We start from the raw sequence: 16,626 nt of genomic DNA on the forward strand, positions 1-16,626 counted from the left end.
GCTCAGTTCCCCAGGAGTCCCCGTTCGAAGGCGGTCGCGACGGCGGCCGCCCGGTCCTTCACCCCGAGCTTCGCGTAAGCGTGCACGAGGTGCGTTTTCACGGTGGCCTCGCTGATGAACAGCTGTTTCGCGGCCTCCTTGTTGGTCGAACCGCGCGAGATCAGGGTGAGGACCTCGATCTCCCGGCGGCTCAGCGGTTCCGGTGCGGGCGCGCGCATCCTGCCCATGATCAGGTCGGCGACGGCGGGGGAGAGCACGGCCTCCCCACGCGCCGTCGCGCGCACCGCACGGAAGAGTTCGTCGCGCGGGGCGTCCTTGAGCAGGTAACCGGTCGCGCCCGCCTCGATCGCCGGGGCGACGTCGGAGTCGGTGTCGTAAGTCGTCAGCACGAGAATCCGCGCGGGGTTCCGGCGTCTCGCCAGTTCCGCGATCGCGGCCACCCCGCCCGAACCCGGCATCCGCAGGTCCATCAGCACGACGTCGGGACGGAGCTTCTCCGCCAGTGCGACGGCTTCGTCGCCGGAGGACGCTTCGCCGAGCACCTCGAATCCCTGATCCGCGGTGAAGATCCCGCGCAGCCCGTCCCGGACGATCGGGTGATCGTCGGTGATCAGCAGGGTGATCGTCATGCACGGGCCTCCAGTGCGATGGCGGGCAGATTGGCCGACACGGCTGTCCCGCCGCCCGGCTCCGATTCGAGATGCAGGGTGCCCGCCAGCCGGGCGACGCGGGCGCGCATGCCGGGGACGCCGAACCCGGCTTCCCTGGAAGAGACGACCATCCCGGGGTCGAACCCCCGGCCGTCGTCCCGGACGTCGACGGTCACTTGATCGGCCATGTAGGACAACGTCAGCCCGACGATCGTGGCGCCTGCGTGTTTCTCGACGTTGGCCAGCGCCTCCTGCGTGATCCGCAGCAGCGTGGCCTCGATCTCGGGGTGCAGTGGCCGCGCGGTCCCGGTCGTGGTGAACCGGACCTCGACGCCGGTCCGCTCACCCCAGAGCCGGGAGACGTCGTCGAGCGCGTCCGGCAGGGTCGCGCCGGCGAGGGGTTGCGGGCCGAGCGCGCGCACCGAACGCCGCGCGGCGGTCAGGTTTTCGCGCGCCAGCGCCATCGCGGTGTCGACGTGCCGTTGCCACTCGTCGGGATCGCTCTTCGCCTCCGCGGCGGCTTCGAGCTGGGTGATGATCCCGGTGAAACCCTGGGCGAGCGTGTCGTGGATTTCCTGGCTCAGCCGCTGACGCTCGTCGAGGACGCCCGCTTCCCGTGCCTGTCCCAGCAGCTGCCGTTGCAGCCCCGCGTTCTCCTCCTGCGCGGCGGCGAGTTCGTCGAGCATGTGCTTGCGTTCGGCGTGCTGGCGCGCCATCGCCGCCGAGACGAGCCCGCCGCCCCCGACGGCGGCCGTCTGCACCAGCGTGACCACGGTCCACAGCGCGGGCTGCTCGGCGAACGCCTGAAGCGGTCCGCCGTTGGGCATCGTGTTGATCAGCGCGGAAACCACGAAGACCCCGGTCAGCGCCAGCGGGGCGGGCCGCAGCCGCATCGCGTCGAAGAATCCGGCGATCATGAAGACGAGGAAGATCGTGTCGCGTCCTTCGAGCACCGCGGCGATCGCCACGAGGCCGGTGAACGACACGGTGATGACCACCGGATTTTCGGCCCATTTGGCCGGGACCAGCGTGAAGGAGACCAAGAGCCAGGCCGCGGCGATCCCCGCCAGCCCCATCGTGACGGCGCGGCCGTGGTCGGAGAGCAACAGGCTCAGCGCGGTGCTCAGCGCCAGCAGCGCGTACGGTAGGAACCGCTCGATCCGGCCACCCCACGGCCGCCACAGCGACTCCCCGTCGCCAGGGGACGGCCACAACGAGTCCTGCCACCGGATCCAGCTGGTCATACCCGGAATTCCCGCAGCCCCGGCCAGGCGGACGCCCAGGATTCGGTGTGGCCGGTGACCAGCCAGATCGGCATCCCGCGGCTCACGTTGCGGACACCGAGCGCGTTGTCGACGTGGGAAACGATCCGGGCGTCGGTGAACGAACGCCGCAACCGCGTCGGATCGGGCCCGACGAACAGCACGGTGTCCGCGGTCTCCGGCGGGTGGCCGAAGTACCAGAAACCCCGGCTGGGGCTGTACGCGGCGGGCAGTCCGTAGTCGGCGCCGTACCGGTCCAACGCTCCGGCCTGCCAGTATCCCGCCGTGACGAGCGTGGTGCGTGCTCGCTGCTCCGGCGGGAGCCGGTGGTAGGCGTCCGCGACCGAACGGGCGAGGTCCGGCCAGCCGATCTCTTCCAGCGCGTATGCCGGACGTGGAACGTCGCGGCCTTCGGCGAGCCAATGCACAGGCCAGACCGGCAGCGCGTAGGGCAGCGTGTACAGCGCGGAGAGCAGGAACACCGGCCAGGTGGGGATCCAGCGGAACCACAGCGACGGTTTCAGCTGTCCGAAGTGGACGGCCGCGCCCGCCCACAGGACGCTGAACATGCCCGCCGCGTAGTAGTAGCGGCCGTTGGACAGGATGAACAACGCGATCACCCCGACGGTCGTCCAGCCGAGGAACCGGAATTCGCGCACTCTGGACGAGAACAGCAGGACCCCAAGTCCATAAAGGACTCCGACGACGCCGATGCCGAGCCCGGCCCCGGTCAGCAGCGCGGGCAGGAACCCGGCCCGTCCGCTCCAGCCGCCGGTGGTCTCGTGCGCGATGACGTCGCCCATCTCCAGTTGCGGCCAGCCGTTCGCGGCCTGCCACCACAGGGTGGGCACGAGCGACAACGCGGCGATCCCCGCACCGAACCAGAGTTTGGGCCTGCGCAAGAGATCCCGTGGCCCGAAGACGAGGATCGCGACCCCGGCGGCGACCCAGAACGTCGCGATGAGGAGCTTGACGTTCAGCGCCACCGCGGTGGCGACGCCCAGCCACAGCAACAGGTTGTCGTCACGGGTCCGCATCCATCGCACGAGCAGCCACGCGATGAGTGCCCACAACGCCGGGTCGATCGTCGACGTGGCCAGGTAGTGCCCGCTCCCGATGAACTGCCCGCAGATCGCGTACGCGGCGGCGGCGCGGGTCTGCGCCCGGCGGTCGCCGCCCATCTCGCAGGCGATGAGGCCGGTGAACACGACACCGGCGGCCGTCGCGAGGACGGCGGGGAGCCGGAACGCGAAGACGTTGCCCGGCGCGAGGGAATCCATCGCCCACGCCAGTACCGGGAGCACCGGCGGCTGGTCCGCGTAGCCCCAGGCCAGTCGTTTGCCGGCGGACAGGAAATACAGCTCGTCGCCGAAGTAGCCGTACCGCCACGCCGTCGCCATCAGCGCCGCCGCGGCGGCCGCGGCGAGCAGCGCCACCGGAAGCCGGGCGAACGCCGCGCCGGACGCGGTCGGTGTTTCGGCCGCGCTGGCGGCTTTCATCCATTCCTCGCAGATCCCTCGGGTGCCGGTCCTCTCGCACCTTACGTCCCACCGGCGGGACGCGTCGGTCGTGAGAGGACCGGCGAGGGTCAGAAGCCCCAGTCCGTGAGTTTCGGCCACACCGTGTCCCAGGTTCCGCCGCGGCCGGTGGCCAGCCAGATCTTCATGCCCTGACTCGTGTTCGGGATCCCCGCCCGGTTGTCGAGGGCGCCGACCTCGCGCACCCGCGTGAAGTACGGCACAAGCACCGACGGATCGTTCCCGACGAACAGGATGTCCCTTGCGGAGTCCGGCGGCCGCGGCAATGTGACGTAGCCGCGATTGGGGCTCGACGGCGACGGCAGCCCCAGTTCCGGTCCATAGTGGTCGATGGCGCTCGCCTGCCAGTACTTCGCCGTGACGATGCCGGTATGGGCGGGGTCGGGAACGCCGCGGTAGGCCTGCGCCACCGACTCCGTGATCTCCCGCCAGCCGATCTCCTCGCTCGCGAAGACCGGCCGGGCCCACTCCGGCGCGGTCGTGATCGACTCTCGCGGCAGGATCGGAAGCGTCATCGGGACCGCGATCACCGCGGCCAGGACGTACACCGGCCAGGTGGTGATCCAGCGCCAGTACTTGGCCGCCTGGCCTGCTTCGATCTCCACGGCCGCGGCGGCGAACAGCGGGGCGAACATCCCGGCCGCGTAGTAGTAACGCCCGTTGGCCAGTACGAACACGGCGAGCACGCCGAGCGCGGTCCAGCCGAGGAACCGGTACGGCCGCAGCCGTTCGGACCGGATCAACCGCCACAGCCCGTAGCAGAGGAGGATCAGACCCACCGGGATTCCCGCGCTCATCACGAGCGTCGGGACGAACGAGACCCGTCCGCCCCAGCTGCCCGAGACCTCCTGGGAGATCGCCGCGCCCATGGTCAGCTGCGGCCACCCGTTCGCGGCCTGCCAGACGAGCGTGGGCGCGATCATCGCGGCGGCGATCAGCGCGCCGAGCCAGAGCGCCGGACGGCGGAGGAGGTCGCGGGGCCCGCAGATCACCACGGCGGCCAGCGCGACGACCCAGAACGCCCCGACGAGGAATTTCGTGTTCAGCGCCAGCCCGGTCACCACGCCGCCCCAGAGCAGGAGACCGTCCGCGCGGGTCCGCACCCATCGGGTGAGCAGCCAGATCAGCAGCGTCCACAGGAACGGGTCGATGGTGCTGGTCGCCAGGTAGTGCCCGCTGCCGAGCATCTGGACGGACACCGCGAAGGTCGCCGCCGCGATCGTCTGCGCCTTGCGGCCCCCGCCCAGTTCCCTGGCGATCAGCGCGGTCAGCACGACACCGCCGACCATCGCCAGCATCGCCGGGATCCGCAGGACCAACGGCGAATCGGTGCCGAACGCGTCCATCAGGCGCGCCAGGAGCGGCAGCATCGGCGGCTGGTCGGCATACCCCCAGTCCAGATGCCGACCGGCCGCCAGGAAGTACAGCTCATCGCCGAAATAGCCGTAGCGTCCCGCCGTCGCCGCGAGTACCGCCCCCATCGCACCGGCGATCGCCAGCACCGGCGTCCGGGCGAACGGCGCGATCCCCGCTCTTTCCCGTTCGCCATACCGTTCCCGGAGTTCCCCGGCCTCGATGACCATGGACATCCGCCCCCTCTCGATCGGTTTCGCTCGCGATCGAGAGTCCCGCGCTTCGGCCTCGGTGAGAATCCTTCCGCCGGTCAGGAGTCGCTCAACCGTGAGGATGAGGCGGGGTCAACCGATCGATGGATCCCGGCGCCGTCAGTGCCGTCGCCAGCAGAGCGTGATGTCCTTTGTGGACAGCCAGGCGTGCAGGTCATGGCCGTGTGTGGCCAGCCCGTCCACGGTCGTGTGGCTGATGCCGAGTGCGCGTTCGCCGTCTGCGGGGGAGAGCAGCCCGGCGGTGACGGCGGCGAGGAGTTCGTCGGTGTCGATCACCTGGACGGACTTCTTGTCCCGCAGGACGAGGTCGAGGTAGAGGTCGGTGGCGACCCAGACACCGTCCTCGCGGTGGACGTCGACGACGTCGAGATAGAAATCCTGATCGCGTTCGTGGCCGGGGTTGAACCAGAAGTCGGTGATCCGGAGGCCGAGCTCGGGCAGCAGCCAGGATTCGAGGTAGTGGAACTGTGTCCGTCCGGGGGTCGGCCGCGCCATGTACAGGCCGAAGGGCTCTTCGCGGTATTCCTCGACTTCTCTCACGACACCTTTGGGGTCCGTGTTGGTCTTCGAGGCCGGGTCGAAGTACTCGACCTTGGGTGGGTGCAGCGCGGTCATCCGCCCATCTTGGAAGGCTCCGGCGCCCGCGAACACCGCCCAACCGGGTGGACGATCACGGTTTCCCCGTTCTGGCGGAGTAACGCCGCCTGGCCGGATAAGGTGCGCTGGTTCCGCCATAAGGGTGACTGGGAGACAACGCATGTTCGGGATCATCAGGCCGTGCCGCCACCGGCTTTCCGACGGTCTGCACGCGGAGTGGATGGCGCATCTCTGCGGTCTTTGCCTGGCCTTGCGCGACGAACACGGACATCTCGCCCGAATGGTGACGAACTACGACGGGTTGATCATCTCCGCGCTCGTCGAGGCCCAGTCGCCGCGAGCGGAGGGACGACGTGACGCCGGGCCTTGCGCGCTTCGCGCGATGAAGGGGACGTCGGTCGCGCAGGGCGGCGGTGCCCAGCTCGCCGCCGCGGTCTCCCTGGTGCTGGCGTCGGCCAAGATCAGTGATCACGTGGAGGACCGTGACGGCGCCTTCGCGCGGCGCTCGGTCGCCGTCGCCGCCAGGCGGGTGGCGACGCGCTGGGCGGACCAGGGGAGCCGCACCGGTACGCGGATCGGCTTCGACACCGCGGTCCTGACCGAGGCCGTCGACCGGCAGGGCGAGATCGAACGCGCCGTCCGCCTGGGTGATTCGGCCGTGCTGGCCACCGAACCCGCCGAACTGGCGACGTCGGCGGCGTTCGCGCACACCGCCCTACTGGCCGGCCACCCGGAGAACGCCGCGCCGCTGGCCGAGGCCGGACGCCTGTTCGGCCGGGCCGCGCATCTGCTCGACGCCGTCGAAGATCTCGCCGAGGACGAGGCCACCGGCGCGTGGAACCCGCTGACGGCCACCGGGACCGGCCTCGCCGAAGCACGACGGCTGTGCGACGACGCCGTGCTCGGTGTCGAACTGGCCCTTCGCGAGGTCAAGTTCGCCCGGTCAGAGCTGGTGCACGCGCTACTGGTGCACGAACTGCGTCAGGCGGTACGGCGCGCCTTCGGGCACGGGCTCGCTGGACATGGCCACGGACCCCAGCAGCCGCCGCCGGGCTGGATCGGCCCCGGCCCTCGGCCGCAACAGCATCCCCACCAGCCCTATCCGCCTCAGCAGTACCCGCAAGGCGGCTACCAGCCGCCGCCTCCGCCCCAGGGCGCGCCCGGTGGCGGAGGCCCGCCCCAGGAACCGCCGAAGAAGAAGGGGAAGCACGGCGGGCCACCCGTCGACGGACAGGGCGGCGGCTGCTGGATACCGGAATTCCGGGTTCCGCCGCGGTCGCGGAACTTCTTCTTCGGCTGCGCCGTGGCCACGTACATGTGCTGCTCGTGCCAGTTCTGCTGCCGGGACCCGTTCCCCGGTCCGTGGAGCGGGAAGCCACGGGAAGCCTGCGACTGTGACTGCGATTGCTGCGACTGCTGTTCCTGCTGTGACTGTTCGTGCTGAGCTCGTGAGTGGTGATGGTTCCGTGGTCATCGTCGCCCGGTCTCACAGCTTGATCAACGGAAGATCGGGGAAGATTCCGGACGTCCAACGGCCGGAATCCTCCCCAACCGACCGCACCGGCAACCCGCACAAGCTCAACACCAGTAGGTAGACAAATCCAAGTCCTTCACGGCCCGGCTGCTACCCGGCTCACCCACCGCCGGCACCTGGCCGGCACCGTCAATACCGGCTCTGACCAGGGCGAGCGGAAACTGTCGGACCCAGCGCTTACTCTGGTCCACGTGGCTTTCGCAACCGAACACCCCGTGCTCGCCCAGTCGGAGTTCCGTCCCGTCACCGAGATCCCCCGGAGCGGCGGCCGGTTCGAAGTGGTCAGCGAGTACAAGCCCGCCGGTGACCAGCCGGCGGCCATCGACGAGCTCGAACGCCGGATCAGGGCGGGCGAGAAGGACGTCGTGCTGCTGGGTGCCACAGGTACCGGTAAGTCGGCGACGACGGCCTGGCTGATCGAGCGCGTCCAGCGCCCGACGCTGGTGATGGCGCCGAACAAGACGCTCGCCGCGCAGTTGGCGAACGAGCTGAGGGAGCTGTTCCCGCACAACGCGGTCGAGTACTTCGTCAGTTACTACGACTACTACCAGCCCGAGGCGTACATCGCGCAGACGGACACCTATATCGAGAAGGACTCGTCGATCAACGACGACGTCGAGCGGCTGCGGCACTCCGCGACGATGAACCTGCTGTCGCGGCGCGACGTCATCGTGGTCGCGAGTGTCTCGTGCATCTACGGCCTCGGCACGCCGCAGTCCTACCTCGACCGGTCCTCGAAGCTGAAGGTCGGCGAGCAGCTCGACCGGGACGTCTTCCTCCGTGCCCTGGTGGACGTGCAGTACACCCGCAACGACATCGCCTTCGCGCGCGGCACCTTCCGCGCCCGCGGCGACACGGTCGAGATCATCCCGGCGTACGAGGAGCTGGCGATCCGCGTCGAGTTCTTCGGCGACGAGATCGAGAAGCTGTACTACCTGCACCCGCTCACCGGCGACATCGTGAAAGAGGTCGACGAGGTCCGCATCTTCCCGGCCACGCACTACGTCGCGGGCCCGGAGCGGATGGAGAAGGCCATCCACGGCATCGAGGCCGAGCTGGAGCAGCGGCTGGCCGAGCTGGAGAAGCAGGGCAAACTCCTGGAAGCCCAGCGGCTGCGGATGCGCACCGCGTACGACATCGAGATGATGCGCCAGGTCGGGTTCTGCTCCGGCATCGAGAACTACTCGCGGCATATCGACGGTCGCGAGGCGGGAACCGCGCCCGCCACCCTGATCGACTACTTCCCGGAAGACTTCCTGCTGGTCATCGACGAATCGCACCAGACGGTCCCGCAGATCGGCGGCATGTACGAAGGTGACATGTCGCGGAAGCGGAACCTGGTCGAGTTCGGTTTCCGGCTGCCCAGCGCGATCGACAACCGGCCGCTGACCTGGGAGGAGTTCAGCGACCGGATCGGGCAGACGGTGTATCTGTCGGCGACGCCGGGGCCGTACGAGATGGGGCAGGCAGGCGGCGAGTTCGTCGAGCAGGTCATCCGGCCGACCGGCCTGGTCGACCCGAAGGTGGTCGTGAAGCCCACCGAGGGCCAGATCGACGACCTGGTGCACGAGATCCGCGAGCGAGCCGAGAAGGACGAGCGCGTCCTGGTCACCACGCTCACCAAGAAGATGTCCGAGGACCTCACCGACTACCTGCTGGAACTCGGCATCCGGGTGCGATACCTGCACTCCGAGGTCGACACCCTCCGCCGGATCGAGCTGCTGCGGCAGCTGCGGGCGGGAGATTACGACGTGCTGGTCGGGATCAACCTGCTTCGTGAGGGGCTCGACCTGCCCGAGGTTTCGCTGGTCGCGATCCTCGACGCGGACAAGGAGGGCTTCCTCCGCAGTGGCACGTCGCTGATCCAGACGATCGGCCGCGCGGCGCGAAACGTGTCGGGCGAGGTGCACATGTACGCGGACAAGATCACCGACTCGATGCAGCACGCCATCGACGAGACCGATCGCCGTCGCGCCAAGCAGGTCGCCTACAACAAGGAACGCGGCGTCGACCCGCAGCCGCTGCGGAAGAAGATCGCCGACATCCTGGACCGCGTCTACAGCGAGGCCGAGGACTCGGAGGAGACGGTCGCCGTCGGCGGTTCGGGCCGGAACGCGTCGCGGGGCAAGAAGCCCGAGCAGGGCGACCGGGTGCGCAGCTCCGGAATGCTGACCGACAAGGACGTCTCCGGGATGCCGCGCGCCCAGCTGGCCGACCTCATCCAGCAGATGACCGACCAGATGATGCAGGCCGCCCGCGACCTGCAGTTCGAACTGGCCGCCCGGCTGCGGGACGAGGTCGCGGACCTGAAGAAGGAGCTGCGCGGCATGGACGCCGCCGGCATCAAGTAAGCGCGCGTTTAGTCCTCTAGTTGCGGTAGTTGCACACGCAAGGATCGCAACTAGAGGACTAAACGCGGCGGTGTCAGAGGCGCGGGCGCTCCAGGGACGTCAGGTCCGCGTCGAAGTCCGGGAACCCGGCTGGGACGGAACGCGTGGTCACCCCGGCCGAAACCGGAGGCAGCCCCGCCCACCGCCGTACGGTGTTCGTCGCCTCAGCGGCCTGAGCCGCCGGGAGCTGCGAGATCCGCGAGCCGTGGTTTCCGCCGGGAACGGTGTAGACGTAGGAGTCCTTCGTCCCGAAGCCGAGTTCGAACGGCTCGGCGCTCCACGGGTCGTTCTCGCCGTAGACGTACAGCAGCCGCTTGCCCTGCGTCTTCACCCAGAAGTCGATGTCCGGCATCGCCAGGTGATCGAACCTCGGGATGTCGACCGACTCCGGCACAAACGTCCGCGACACGTTGGCGCCCGGATAGCGCAGCAGATCCCGGAGGTAGTTCTCGTAGGACTCGGGCGCGCCGAGCTGGTACGCCGCCTGGAAGTAGTAGGGGACGTACCGTTCCAGGTTCTGGTCCGAGTAGGTGTTGAGGCTTTCGACGCGCTCGAACCAGGCGTAGATCTCCGAGGCGGCCGCGCCCGCCTTCGGCACCGTCGCGCAGTCCGCCTGCTTCTGGTACTGCCAGAAGGCGAAGTACGAGTCGATCACCGAGATCTCCAGCGACACGTCGGCCGAGCCGACGGTCGAGAACGTGTAGCCGTTCTTGGCCGCGTCGGCCGCGGCGAGCGCGGCGAATTCCGAGCGCCGCGTCAGCACGTCGCGCTGGATGGCCTTCAGCGCCGAGCGGCAGGCGGGGTCGTTGCCGACCTTCGCCAGGAACCGGTTGTAGCGGTCGTGCGCATTGATGACGTCGTTGGGCGCGACGTAGGGGATCGTCGCGTCGACGTCGTTCGGGAAGAACCTACGGAAGTAGGTCGCCGTCATGCCGCCCTTGCTGCCGCCGGTCGCGAGCCACTTGCCGGGGTAGATCCGCTTGAACGCCTCGACCGCGCGGTGCTGGTCGGCGGCGGCCTGCCAGATCGTCAGCTGGCTGCCCCAGTCCGGCCGCTCCGGCCGCGAGGGGGTGAAGAACCGGTATTCCATCGACAGCTGGTTGCCGTCGACGATCTGCGTCGGCTCGGAGCGGTTGGGTGATTCCGACACGTTGTACCCGCTCGTGAACGCCACGGTCGGCGAGCGGAATTCCTTGTGCAGCAAGGTGAATCGCTGCTGGAAGGTGCCGGCGCCCGGCCTGCGGTGGTCGACAGGCTGTGCGTAGGTCAGCTTGAAGAACCGGTACCCGGCCGGCGCTGGATTCTCCGAGACGACGGTCAGTCCGGGGATCCGCCCGAGCGCGTCCTTGATGTCCTCCGGTGCCGCCTGCGCGGCCGGGGTCAGCCCGACCAGTGTGAGAACGGTGATCGCCAGAACCGACCACGCGGTCGTGAGCTTCCGCATCCGTGCACTCCCCATCGCCGACCTTCGAGCGGTCGGATACTCACAGAGTCCCCGCCGGTCGGCAATCGGCTATCCGGTCGAGCGCGGCTCAGCCTTGGCCGCGGAGCACCTTGTCGACGTAGGCCTCGATGGCCGCGAGCGCCTCGGGGGAGCTCCACAGTTCGAGGACGTGGGCGTCGTCGCCGGTGCGGTGTTCGGCGATCCGCTCGTGGAACGGCCGGTGCAACTGGGCCTTCGTATGCGCGTACGCGGCCGCGGGGATCTCGGCGAGCTTCTTGGCCAGCTCCACCGCTCGCGGCAGCACGGTCTCCGGCGCCGTCACCTCGTTCACGAGGCCGAGCCGGAGCGCGTCTTCGGGCAGGTGGGTCTCGGCGAGGAACGCGAGTTCGCCGAGGATGTCGGCGCCGAAGCCGGAGCGCAGGATCTCCAGCGCCGCCAACGGGAACGGGACGCCGACGAGCAGTTCGGTGATCCCGATCCGGCTCGGGCCCGAGGCGAGGATCCGGCGGTCGCAGGCGGCGGCGAGCACCGCCCCGCCGGCGATCGCGTGGCCGTTGAGCGCCGCGACCACCGGACCGGGGAAGCCGAACACCGAAAGGAACGCGTCCGACAGCGCGGGCAGGAAGTCCTCGATGTAGGCGGCACCGCCGTCGTGCACGCGGCGCAGGTCGACGCCCGCCGAGAAGATGCTTCCCGAGCCGGTCAGCACGACACCGCGATACCCACCGAGCTGGACGTCTTCGAGCCGGACGGTCAGTTCGCGGCAGAATTCGGTGTCGAGGGTGTTGGCTTTGCCGTGCTGCAGGGTGACGACGGCGATCCCGCCTTCGTCGTCCACGCGGATCGAAGAGGTGGCCATGGCCCGACCGTACCCGAGCCGGCGCACCTCTACAGTGGACCGCCCAGTAACGCCAGGGACCCCTCAGTCCGCCAGGCGCACGGTGACCGTCGGACTGAAGGACCGCTTGCGGTTCCAGCCGGTCTCGGCGCCGATGCTCAGCTGGATGGCGCGGTCGGCGGGCGCCCAGTAGCCGGTGCGGACGAAATACGCGTCCATGGCGCACAGCCTGCTGCAGGACTTGCGGTTGCAGATGGTCTCCCAGCCCCATTGCCTGCCGCTCTCCTCGACGCCGTTGCGCCGGACGAACAGATGCGGGTTGCCGATGTCGCGGCAATAGGCGCTGCCCTCGGAGATGTAGAGGACCCCGTCGATCTTGTAGAACCGTTTGTTGTCGAGAAGGGTCACCTGGCCCGAGACGGCGAAGCCGACTCTGCCGCCTTTGCCGGAGCTCATGGTCCAATCAAGAGTGAATTCCTGGACCGGGATCTCGATCGACTGGGTCATGGTGACAGCCCCGCTTTCTTCTCGCGTCGGCACCTTCGCACTGAAGATAAGGATTTCCCGGAGGTCGTCGATGGTGAAGGGGAACTTTTCACCCAATGAGTCGATGATCGGAAAATCGATGTTCTCATGCGCATGAAACACCGGTTACCGGCGCTAATGGGTGAAGGTCGCCACGGCCCGTGAAAACCGGGGCCCACCAGGGAAGAGAATTTCGTCTTCCCGGTGGACCCCGGTGGTTTTTCGGTGCGGAAACGCTGTCAGCTGGTGATGTCCTTCTTCGCGAACCGCCGACCGGCGAGCAGGAAGAACACCGTGCCGTACAACGCCGCCGACAACATGCCGTTGGCCATGTTCGTCCAGTCGATGTCGGTCGAGATCAGGTCCATCCACGAGAACGCGAAATGCGTCGGCAGATAGTCCCGGAGCCCTTCCAGCGCGGTGATCTGGTCGAGGATCTGCGAAACGATCGCGACGATCACCGCGCCGCCGACGGCGCCGAGGGGGGCGTCGGTGGCGACCGAGAGCAGCATCGCCAGACCGGCCACCCACGCCAGCTGCAGGATGATGTAGATCGTCGCCAGCCCCATCGCCACGAGACTGTCGCTGAACGACACGGCGTCCCCGGTCGGGCTGATCGCGTCGCCCGCGCCGTAGAAGAGGACGCCGACCACCAACGACACCAAGGGCAACAGGATCAGCGCGGCCGCGGAGAGGATGCCGGAGACGATCGCCTTCTGCCGCAGCACGCGATGCCGGGGGACCGGTATCGCGAGCAGGTATTTCAGGCTCGACCACGACGACTCGCTCGCGATCGTGTCGCCGTAGAACAACGCCACGATCATCGGCAGCAGGAACGTCCCGGAGACGAACAGCGCGAGCACCACGAAGTTCGGCGCGCTCGCGGTGGCGAGGTCGACGAACCCACCGCTGCGGCGGTTCGGGCTGGCCTGCCCGATTTCGAACGCGATCACCAGGATGAACGGCAGCAGCGCGACGAACCCCAGCATGAGCTGGGTCCGCCGCCGTTTGAGCTGCCGTTTCAGTTCGACACCGAGCCGCAGCGTCCGGTCGGCGCGGTAGCCGGCCACCGCCCCGTCCGGGCCGACCTCGGTCCGTTCGTGCGAAGCGACCTCGGTCAGCTCCAGCAGCGCGGCCGGGTCGGTGTGCACCCCGTGCTCCGCCCGGCTCACCGGGCCGGAGCCATTGGTCTTACTCACCCTTCGAGTCCTCTCCGACCAGCTGCAGGAACGCGTCTTCCAGACGGCGCCTCGGTCCGGCCTGTTCGACCGCGACCCCGGCCCGCACGAGTGCGGCGACCGCTTCGGCGCGGGCGAGACCGTCGAGATCCGCGTGGACCAGTTCTCCGTCGACGTCGACGCCGGAAACGCCGCCGACCTTCCGCAGCGCTTCGGCCGCTTCGGCGGGCTTGTCGACCCGGAACGTGGCTTCGCCGCTGGCCGCGGCCAGTTCGCCGACTTCACCCGAAGCGACCAGCATGCCTCGGTGCATCACGACCACGTGCGTACAGGTCTGCTCGACCTCGGCCAGCAGGTGGCTCGAGACCACCACGGTGCGCCCGGTCGCCGCGTAGCGCTGGAGCACCTCCCGCATCTGGTGGATCTGGGGCGGGTCGAGCCCGTTGGTCGGTTCGTCGAGCACCATGAGCTCCGGCAGGCCGAGCATCGCCTGCGCGATCGCGAGCCGCTGCCGCATGCCCTGGCTGTAGGTGCGGACCCGCCGGTTCACCGCGTCGCCGAGCCCGGCGATCTCCAGTGCCTCGGCGAAATGCGCCTTGTCCCTCGGGCGGCCCGTGCTCGCCCAGTAGAGCTCCAGGTTCTCCTTGCCGGACAGATGCGGCAGGAAGCCCGAACCCTCCACAAAGGACCCGATCCGCGACAGCACCGGCGCGCCGGGCGCGATCAGATGCCCGAAGACCCGGATGGAGCCCTCCGTCGGCGTGATCAGGCCCATCAGCATGCGAAGGGTCGTCGTCTTACCCGCGCCGTTCGGCCCGAGCAGGCCGAGGACCTGTCCGGGTTCGACCCGGAACGACAGATCCTTCACCGCGACGAATCCGCCCGCGTAGGCCTTGCGCAGTCCTTCGATCACCAAGGGCGTCTTTGCCAGGCTCTCGTCGACGTCGTGGGCACGTCGGCGGCGGAACGCGGCGATCACCGCGATCGCGATGCCGGCCAGCAGCGTGCCGCCGATCCCGAGCAGCTGCGCGACGGGCGCTCCCGCGCCGACCGAGTTACCGGGGACGACCGGGACGCCGAGCCGCCCGCCGTCCGCCAGCCCGATGCGGAACACCGCGGGTTCGACCGGCGTCGTGAACGCCTGATCCGTGGTGCCGACGACGAGCCGGAGCGTGTGCCCGGCCTCCAGCGGCCGCACGATGCCCGGCAGGGTCACCGTCACCTCGACCGGGCTGCCGTCGGCGGGCAGGCCGGAGACCCGGAACGGGGCGACCGCGTTCGCCGGAAGCGTGCGGACACCTTCCGAGTTGACGTCGTAGAGTTTCGCGAACAGGACCGTTTCCTTCGGCGGAGCCACACCGGAAGAGTTCACCGCCGGATCCGCGGAGACCTGCAGCCGGACCGTTGGCGAACCGGCCACGATCGTCTGCGCGTCGAGAGGCCGTGTCGTGAACTGGGCCGCCTGGCCTGGTGGGTCGAGGCTGAACAGCCCCGACAGCCGGGAGGATCCGGCCACCGCTCCGTTCAGCCCGGGGATACCGCTGACGGCCGCGGGGTTTCCACCCGCTGGCCGGACCGCCGATTGGGCAGGGCCCTCCAGCGTGAACGGACGCCGCTCGGTGGCGTCGCCGGTGGCTCCCGGGTACGCCGGCGCCGTGACCGTCCGGACCGACGGGGCGCCGTTGGCCCGCAGGGTGCCCTGGATGTCGTAGCTGAACCGGGTGCCGGGATCGGTGCCCTCACCGGTCAGCGAGAACTTGAGGAAATCGGCGATCTGCGTCCGCAGCTTCTGTCCGGGTTTCCCGCCGTCGTGGCCGCCGGTGTACCAGATGGTGCGGACCTTGCCGCCTGCCGCGGCGATCTGCCTGGCGGTCGCGTCGGACTGGTCCAAGCCGAACAAGGTGTCGCTTTCGCCCTGCACCAGCAGGGTCGGCACGGTGATCTTGTCCGTCACGGACGCGGGGGAGACACGGCGGAGCAGATCGACGGTGCGCTGACTCGCTTTACCGGTGGTCGCGAGTTCGGTGTAGGCCTGGCAGACGTCGGCGGTGAACCGTCCACAAGGGTCGGCCGGTCCGCTCGGCGGCCGCTGGCCGTTCGGGCCACCGAGCGGGAGGGACTGCGCCGCGGCACCCGCCGCGCCCACGCCCTGTGCGGCACCGGATTCGCTCGTCTCGTCACCGGCTTCGGGTGCCTCGTTGGCGGGGGAGCCGCTCTGCGCCGCACCGGAACCGGCGGAGAAGAAGATGCCGGCCCACGATCTCTTGAAGACACCGTCCGCGGCGAACGCACCCGCGGCGGGAGTGGTGGCGGCCGACGGCGTGGCCGAGGCGGCGTTCGGGAAGAGGCCTTGCGCGAGGTCGTTGTAGGTGATCACCGGCGCGATCGCGTCGACCCGTTCGTCGGTCCCGGCGAGCAACAGGGACAGCGCGCCGCCGTACGAGGCGCCGGACGCCGCGACCTTCGGGTCGCCGTTCTCGCTGAGCACCTCCGGCCGGGTGGCGAGGTGGTCGATCAGCTTCCGGGCGTCGGCGACCTCGCGGTCGGGGTCGTTCAGCGCGATCTTCCCGGTGCTGCGGCCGAAGCCGCGGGCGGACCAGGCAAGGACGACGAAACCCTTCTCGGCGAGTTCGCGGGCTTCGGTGGCGACGCTGTTCTTGTCGCCGCCGAAACCGTGGGCGAGCAGGACGGCCGGGGCCGGTGTCCGCTCGGGCACGTACATCGTGGTGTCGATCTTGACGACTTCCGGCGAGCCCGGTGTTTCGGGCAGGTCGAGGGTCGCTTCCTGGGTTTTCACTGCGGACGGCGCGGGTTCGCTGTTCGTCCACACGACGGCTGCGGCGGCCAGGACCACCACGACCGCGGCGAGCGCGGTGAGCTTCGCGCCTCGCGTTCGAGGGAGCGGGATTCGGGGCACGGAATGACCGTATTTCACCAATGCTGAGAGTCGCCCGTCCAGCTCACGTGGACCACACAAGCGGGCCGTCTGTGACGGGAGTTACACCATCATCTTGGTGACAAGGGCAACCTTAACTGGCGTCATGC

At 69.1% G+C, this 16,626-nt stretch carries 12 protein-coding genes; 2 read left to right on the forward strand and 10 right to left on the reverse strand.

The annotated features are described in order from the left end of the window. Nucleotides 1–2 precede the first annotated feature (2 nt). The 5 genes from ACZ7KI_RS24645 to ACZ7KI_RS24665 all read right to left on the reverse strand — a co-directional run bounded on the left by ACZ7KI_RS24645 (nucleotide 3) and on the right by ACZ7KI_RS24665 (nucleotide 5,690). Nucleotides 3–629 (reverse strand): response regulator, encoded by a 627-nt coding sequence (locus ACZ7KI_RS24645; protein ID WP_465505837.1) that lies wholly within the window; start codon nucleotides 627–629, stop codon nucleotides 3–5. Next, nucleotides 626–1,894 carry a sensor histidine kinase gene (locus ACZ7KI_RS24650; RefSeq protein ID WP_470275448.1) on the reverse strand — a complete coding sequence of 423 codons (1,269 nt, stop codon included), beginning with the start codon at nucleotides 1,892–1,894 and terminating at the stop codon, nucleotides 626–628. Before ACZ7KI_RS24650 ends, ACZ7KI_RS24645 begins: the two co-directional genes overlap by 4 nt. Beyond that, entirely contained in the window at nucleotides 1,891–3,411 is a 1,521-nt protein-coding gene (locus ACZ7KI_RS24655) for an ArnT family glycosyltransferase (protein ID WP_470275449.1), read from the reverse strand. The genes ACZ7KI_RS24650 and ACZ7KI_RS24655 overlap by 4 nt, the downstream gene beginning before the upstream one ends. 89 nt (nucleotides 3,412–3,500) lie before the next feature. After that, the gene (locus tag ACZ7KI_RS24660; RefSeq protein ID WP_470275554.1) at nucleotides 3,501–5,033 is read right to left on the reverse strand and encodes an ArnT family glycosyltransferase; all 1,533 of its coding nucleotides are present in this window, start codon (nucleotides 5,031–5,033) and stop codon (nucleotides 3,501–3,503) included. Nucleotides 5,034–5,174: 141 nt separating this feature from the next. After that, a complete protein-coding gene (locus tag ACZ7KI_RS24665) occupies nucleotides 5,175–5,690 on the reverse strand; it encodes a ribonuclease FAU-1 family protein (RefSeq protein ID WP_470275450.1) in 516 nt (171 codons plus the stop codon). 142 nt (nucleotides 5,691–5,832) lie between these two features. On the opposite strand from ACZ7KI_RS24665, the gene ACZ7KI_RS24670 reads away from it, so the two are divergent. Both ACZ7KI_RS24670 and uvrB read left to right on the forward strand, forming a co-directional pair. Next, nucleotides 5,833–7,116, forward strand: a complete 1,284-nt coding sequence (locus tag ACZ7KI_RS24670) for a DUF5685 family protein (RefSeq protein ID WP_470275451.1) — start codon at nucleotides 5,833–5,835, stop codon at nucleotides 7,114–7,116. Nucleotides 7,117–7,397: 281 nt separating this feature from the next. Next, a complete protein-coding gene (gene uvrB / locus ACZ7KI_RS24675) occupies nucleotides 7,398–9,557 on the forward strand; it encodes an excinuclease ABC subunit UvrB (protein ID WP_470275452.1) in 2,160 nt (719 codons plus the stop codon). Between the two features lie 73 nt (nucleotides 9,558–9,630). On the opposite strand, the gene ACZ7KI_RS24680 is transcribed toward uvrB, so the two are convergent. The 5 genes from ACZ7KI_RS24680 to ACZ7KI_RS24700 form a co-directional block, all read right to left on the reverse strand. Further along, the gene (locus ACZ7KI_RS24680; RefSeq protein ID WP_470275453.1) at nucleotides 9,631–11,040 is read right to left on the reverse strand and encodes a S28 family serine protease; all 1,410 of its coding nucleotides are present in this window, start codon (nucleotides 11,038–11,040) and stop codon (nucleotides 9,631–9,633) included. 88 nt (nucleotides 11,041–11,128) lie between these two features. Beyond that, nucleotides 11,129–11,899 (reverse strand): enoyl-CoA hydratase/isomerase family protein, encoded by a 771-nt coding sequence (locus tag ACZ7KI_RS24685; protein ID WP_470275454.1) that lies wholly within the window; start codon nucleotides 11,897–11,899, stop codon nucleotides 11,129–11,131. 63 nt (nucleotides 11,900–11,962) lie between these two features. Continuing rightward, nucleotides 11,963–12,385: a hypothetical protein gene (locus tag ACZ7KI_RS24690; RefSeq protein WP_470275455.1), complete on the reverse strand. Its 423-nt coding sequence runs from the start codon at nucleotides 12,383–12,385 to the stop codon at nucleotides 11,963–11,965. A gap of 257 nt (nucleotides 12,386–12,642) precedes the next feature. Continuing rightward, complete coding sequence (locus ACZ7KI_RS24695; protein WP_470275456.1) at nucleotides 12,643–13,602, reverse strand: ABC transporter permease; 960 nt, start codon at nucleotides 13,600–13,602, stop codon at nucleotides 12,643–12,645. Next, complete coding sequence (locus ACZ7KI_RS24700; RefSeq protein WP_470275457.1) at nucleotides 13,595–16,498, reverse strand: alpha/beta fold hydrolase; 2,904 nt, start codon at nucleotides 16,496–16,498, stop codon at nucleotides 13,595–13,597. Before ACZ7KI_RS24700 ends, ACZ7KI_RS24695 begins: the two co-directional genes overlap by 8 nt. Nucleotides 16,499–16,626: the final 128 nt, after the last annotated feature.

The sequence above is a fragment of the Amycolatopsis sp. NPDC039088 genome (genome assembly GCF_055598845.1).

Bases quoted from the DNA above. Each gene is read 5' to 3' on its own strand.
- ACZ7KI_RS24645 (WP_465505837.1), bottom strand. From the start codon at position 629: ATGACGATCACCCTGCTGATCACCGACGATCACCCGATCGTCCGGGAC.
- ACZ7KI_RS24650 (WP_470275448.1), bottom strand. From the start codon at position 1,894: ATGACCAGCTGGATCCGGTGGCAGGACTCGTTGTGGCCGTCCCCTGGC.
- ACZ7KI_RS24655 (WP_470275449.1), bottom strand. From the start codon at position 3,411: ATGAAAGCCGCCAGCGCGGCCGAAACACCGACCGCGTCCGGCGCGGCG.
- ACZ7KI_RS24660 (WP_470275554.1), bottom strand. From the start codon at position 5,033: ATGGTCATCGAGGCCGGGGAACTCCGGGAACGGTATGGCGAACGGGAA.
- ACZ7KI_RS24665 (WP_470275450.1), bottom strand. From the start codon at position 5,690: ATGACCGCGCTGCACCCACCCAAGGTCGAGTACTTCGACCCGGCCTCG.
- ACZ7KI_RS24670 (WP_470275451.1), top strand. From the start codon at position 5,833: ATGTTCGGGATCATCAGGCCGTGCCGCCACCGGCTTTCCGACGGTCTG.
- ACZ7KI_RS24680 (WP_470275453.1), bottom strand. From the start codon at position 11,040: ATGCGGAAGCTCACGACCGCGTGGTCGGTTCTGGCGATCACCGTTCTC.
- ACZ7KI_RS24685 (WP_470275454.1), bottom strand. From the start codon at position 11,899: ATGGCCACCTCTTCGATCCGCGTGGACGACGAAGGCGGGATCGCCGTC.
- ACZ7KI_RS24690 (WP_470275455.1), bottom strand. From the start codon at position 12,385: ATGACCCAGTCGATCGAGATCCCGGTCCAGGAATTCACTCTTGATTGG.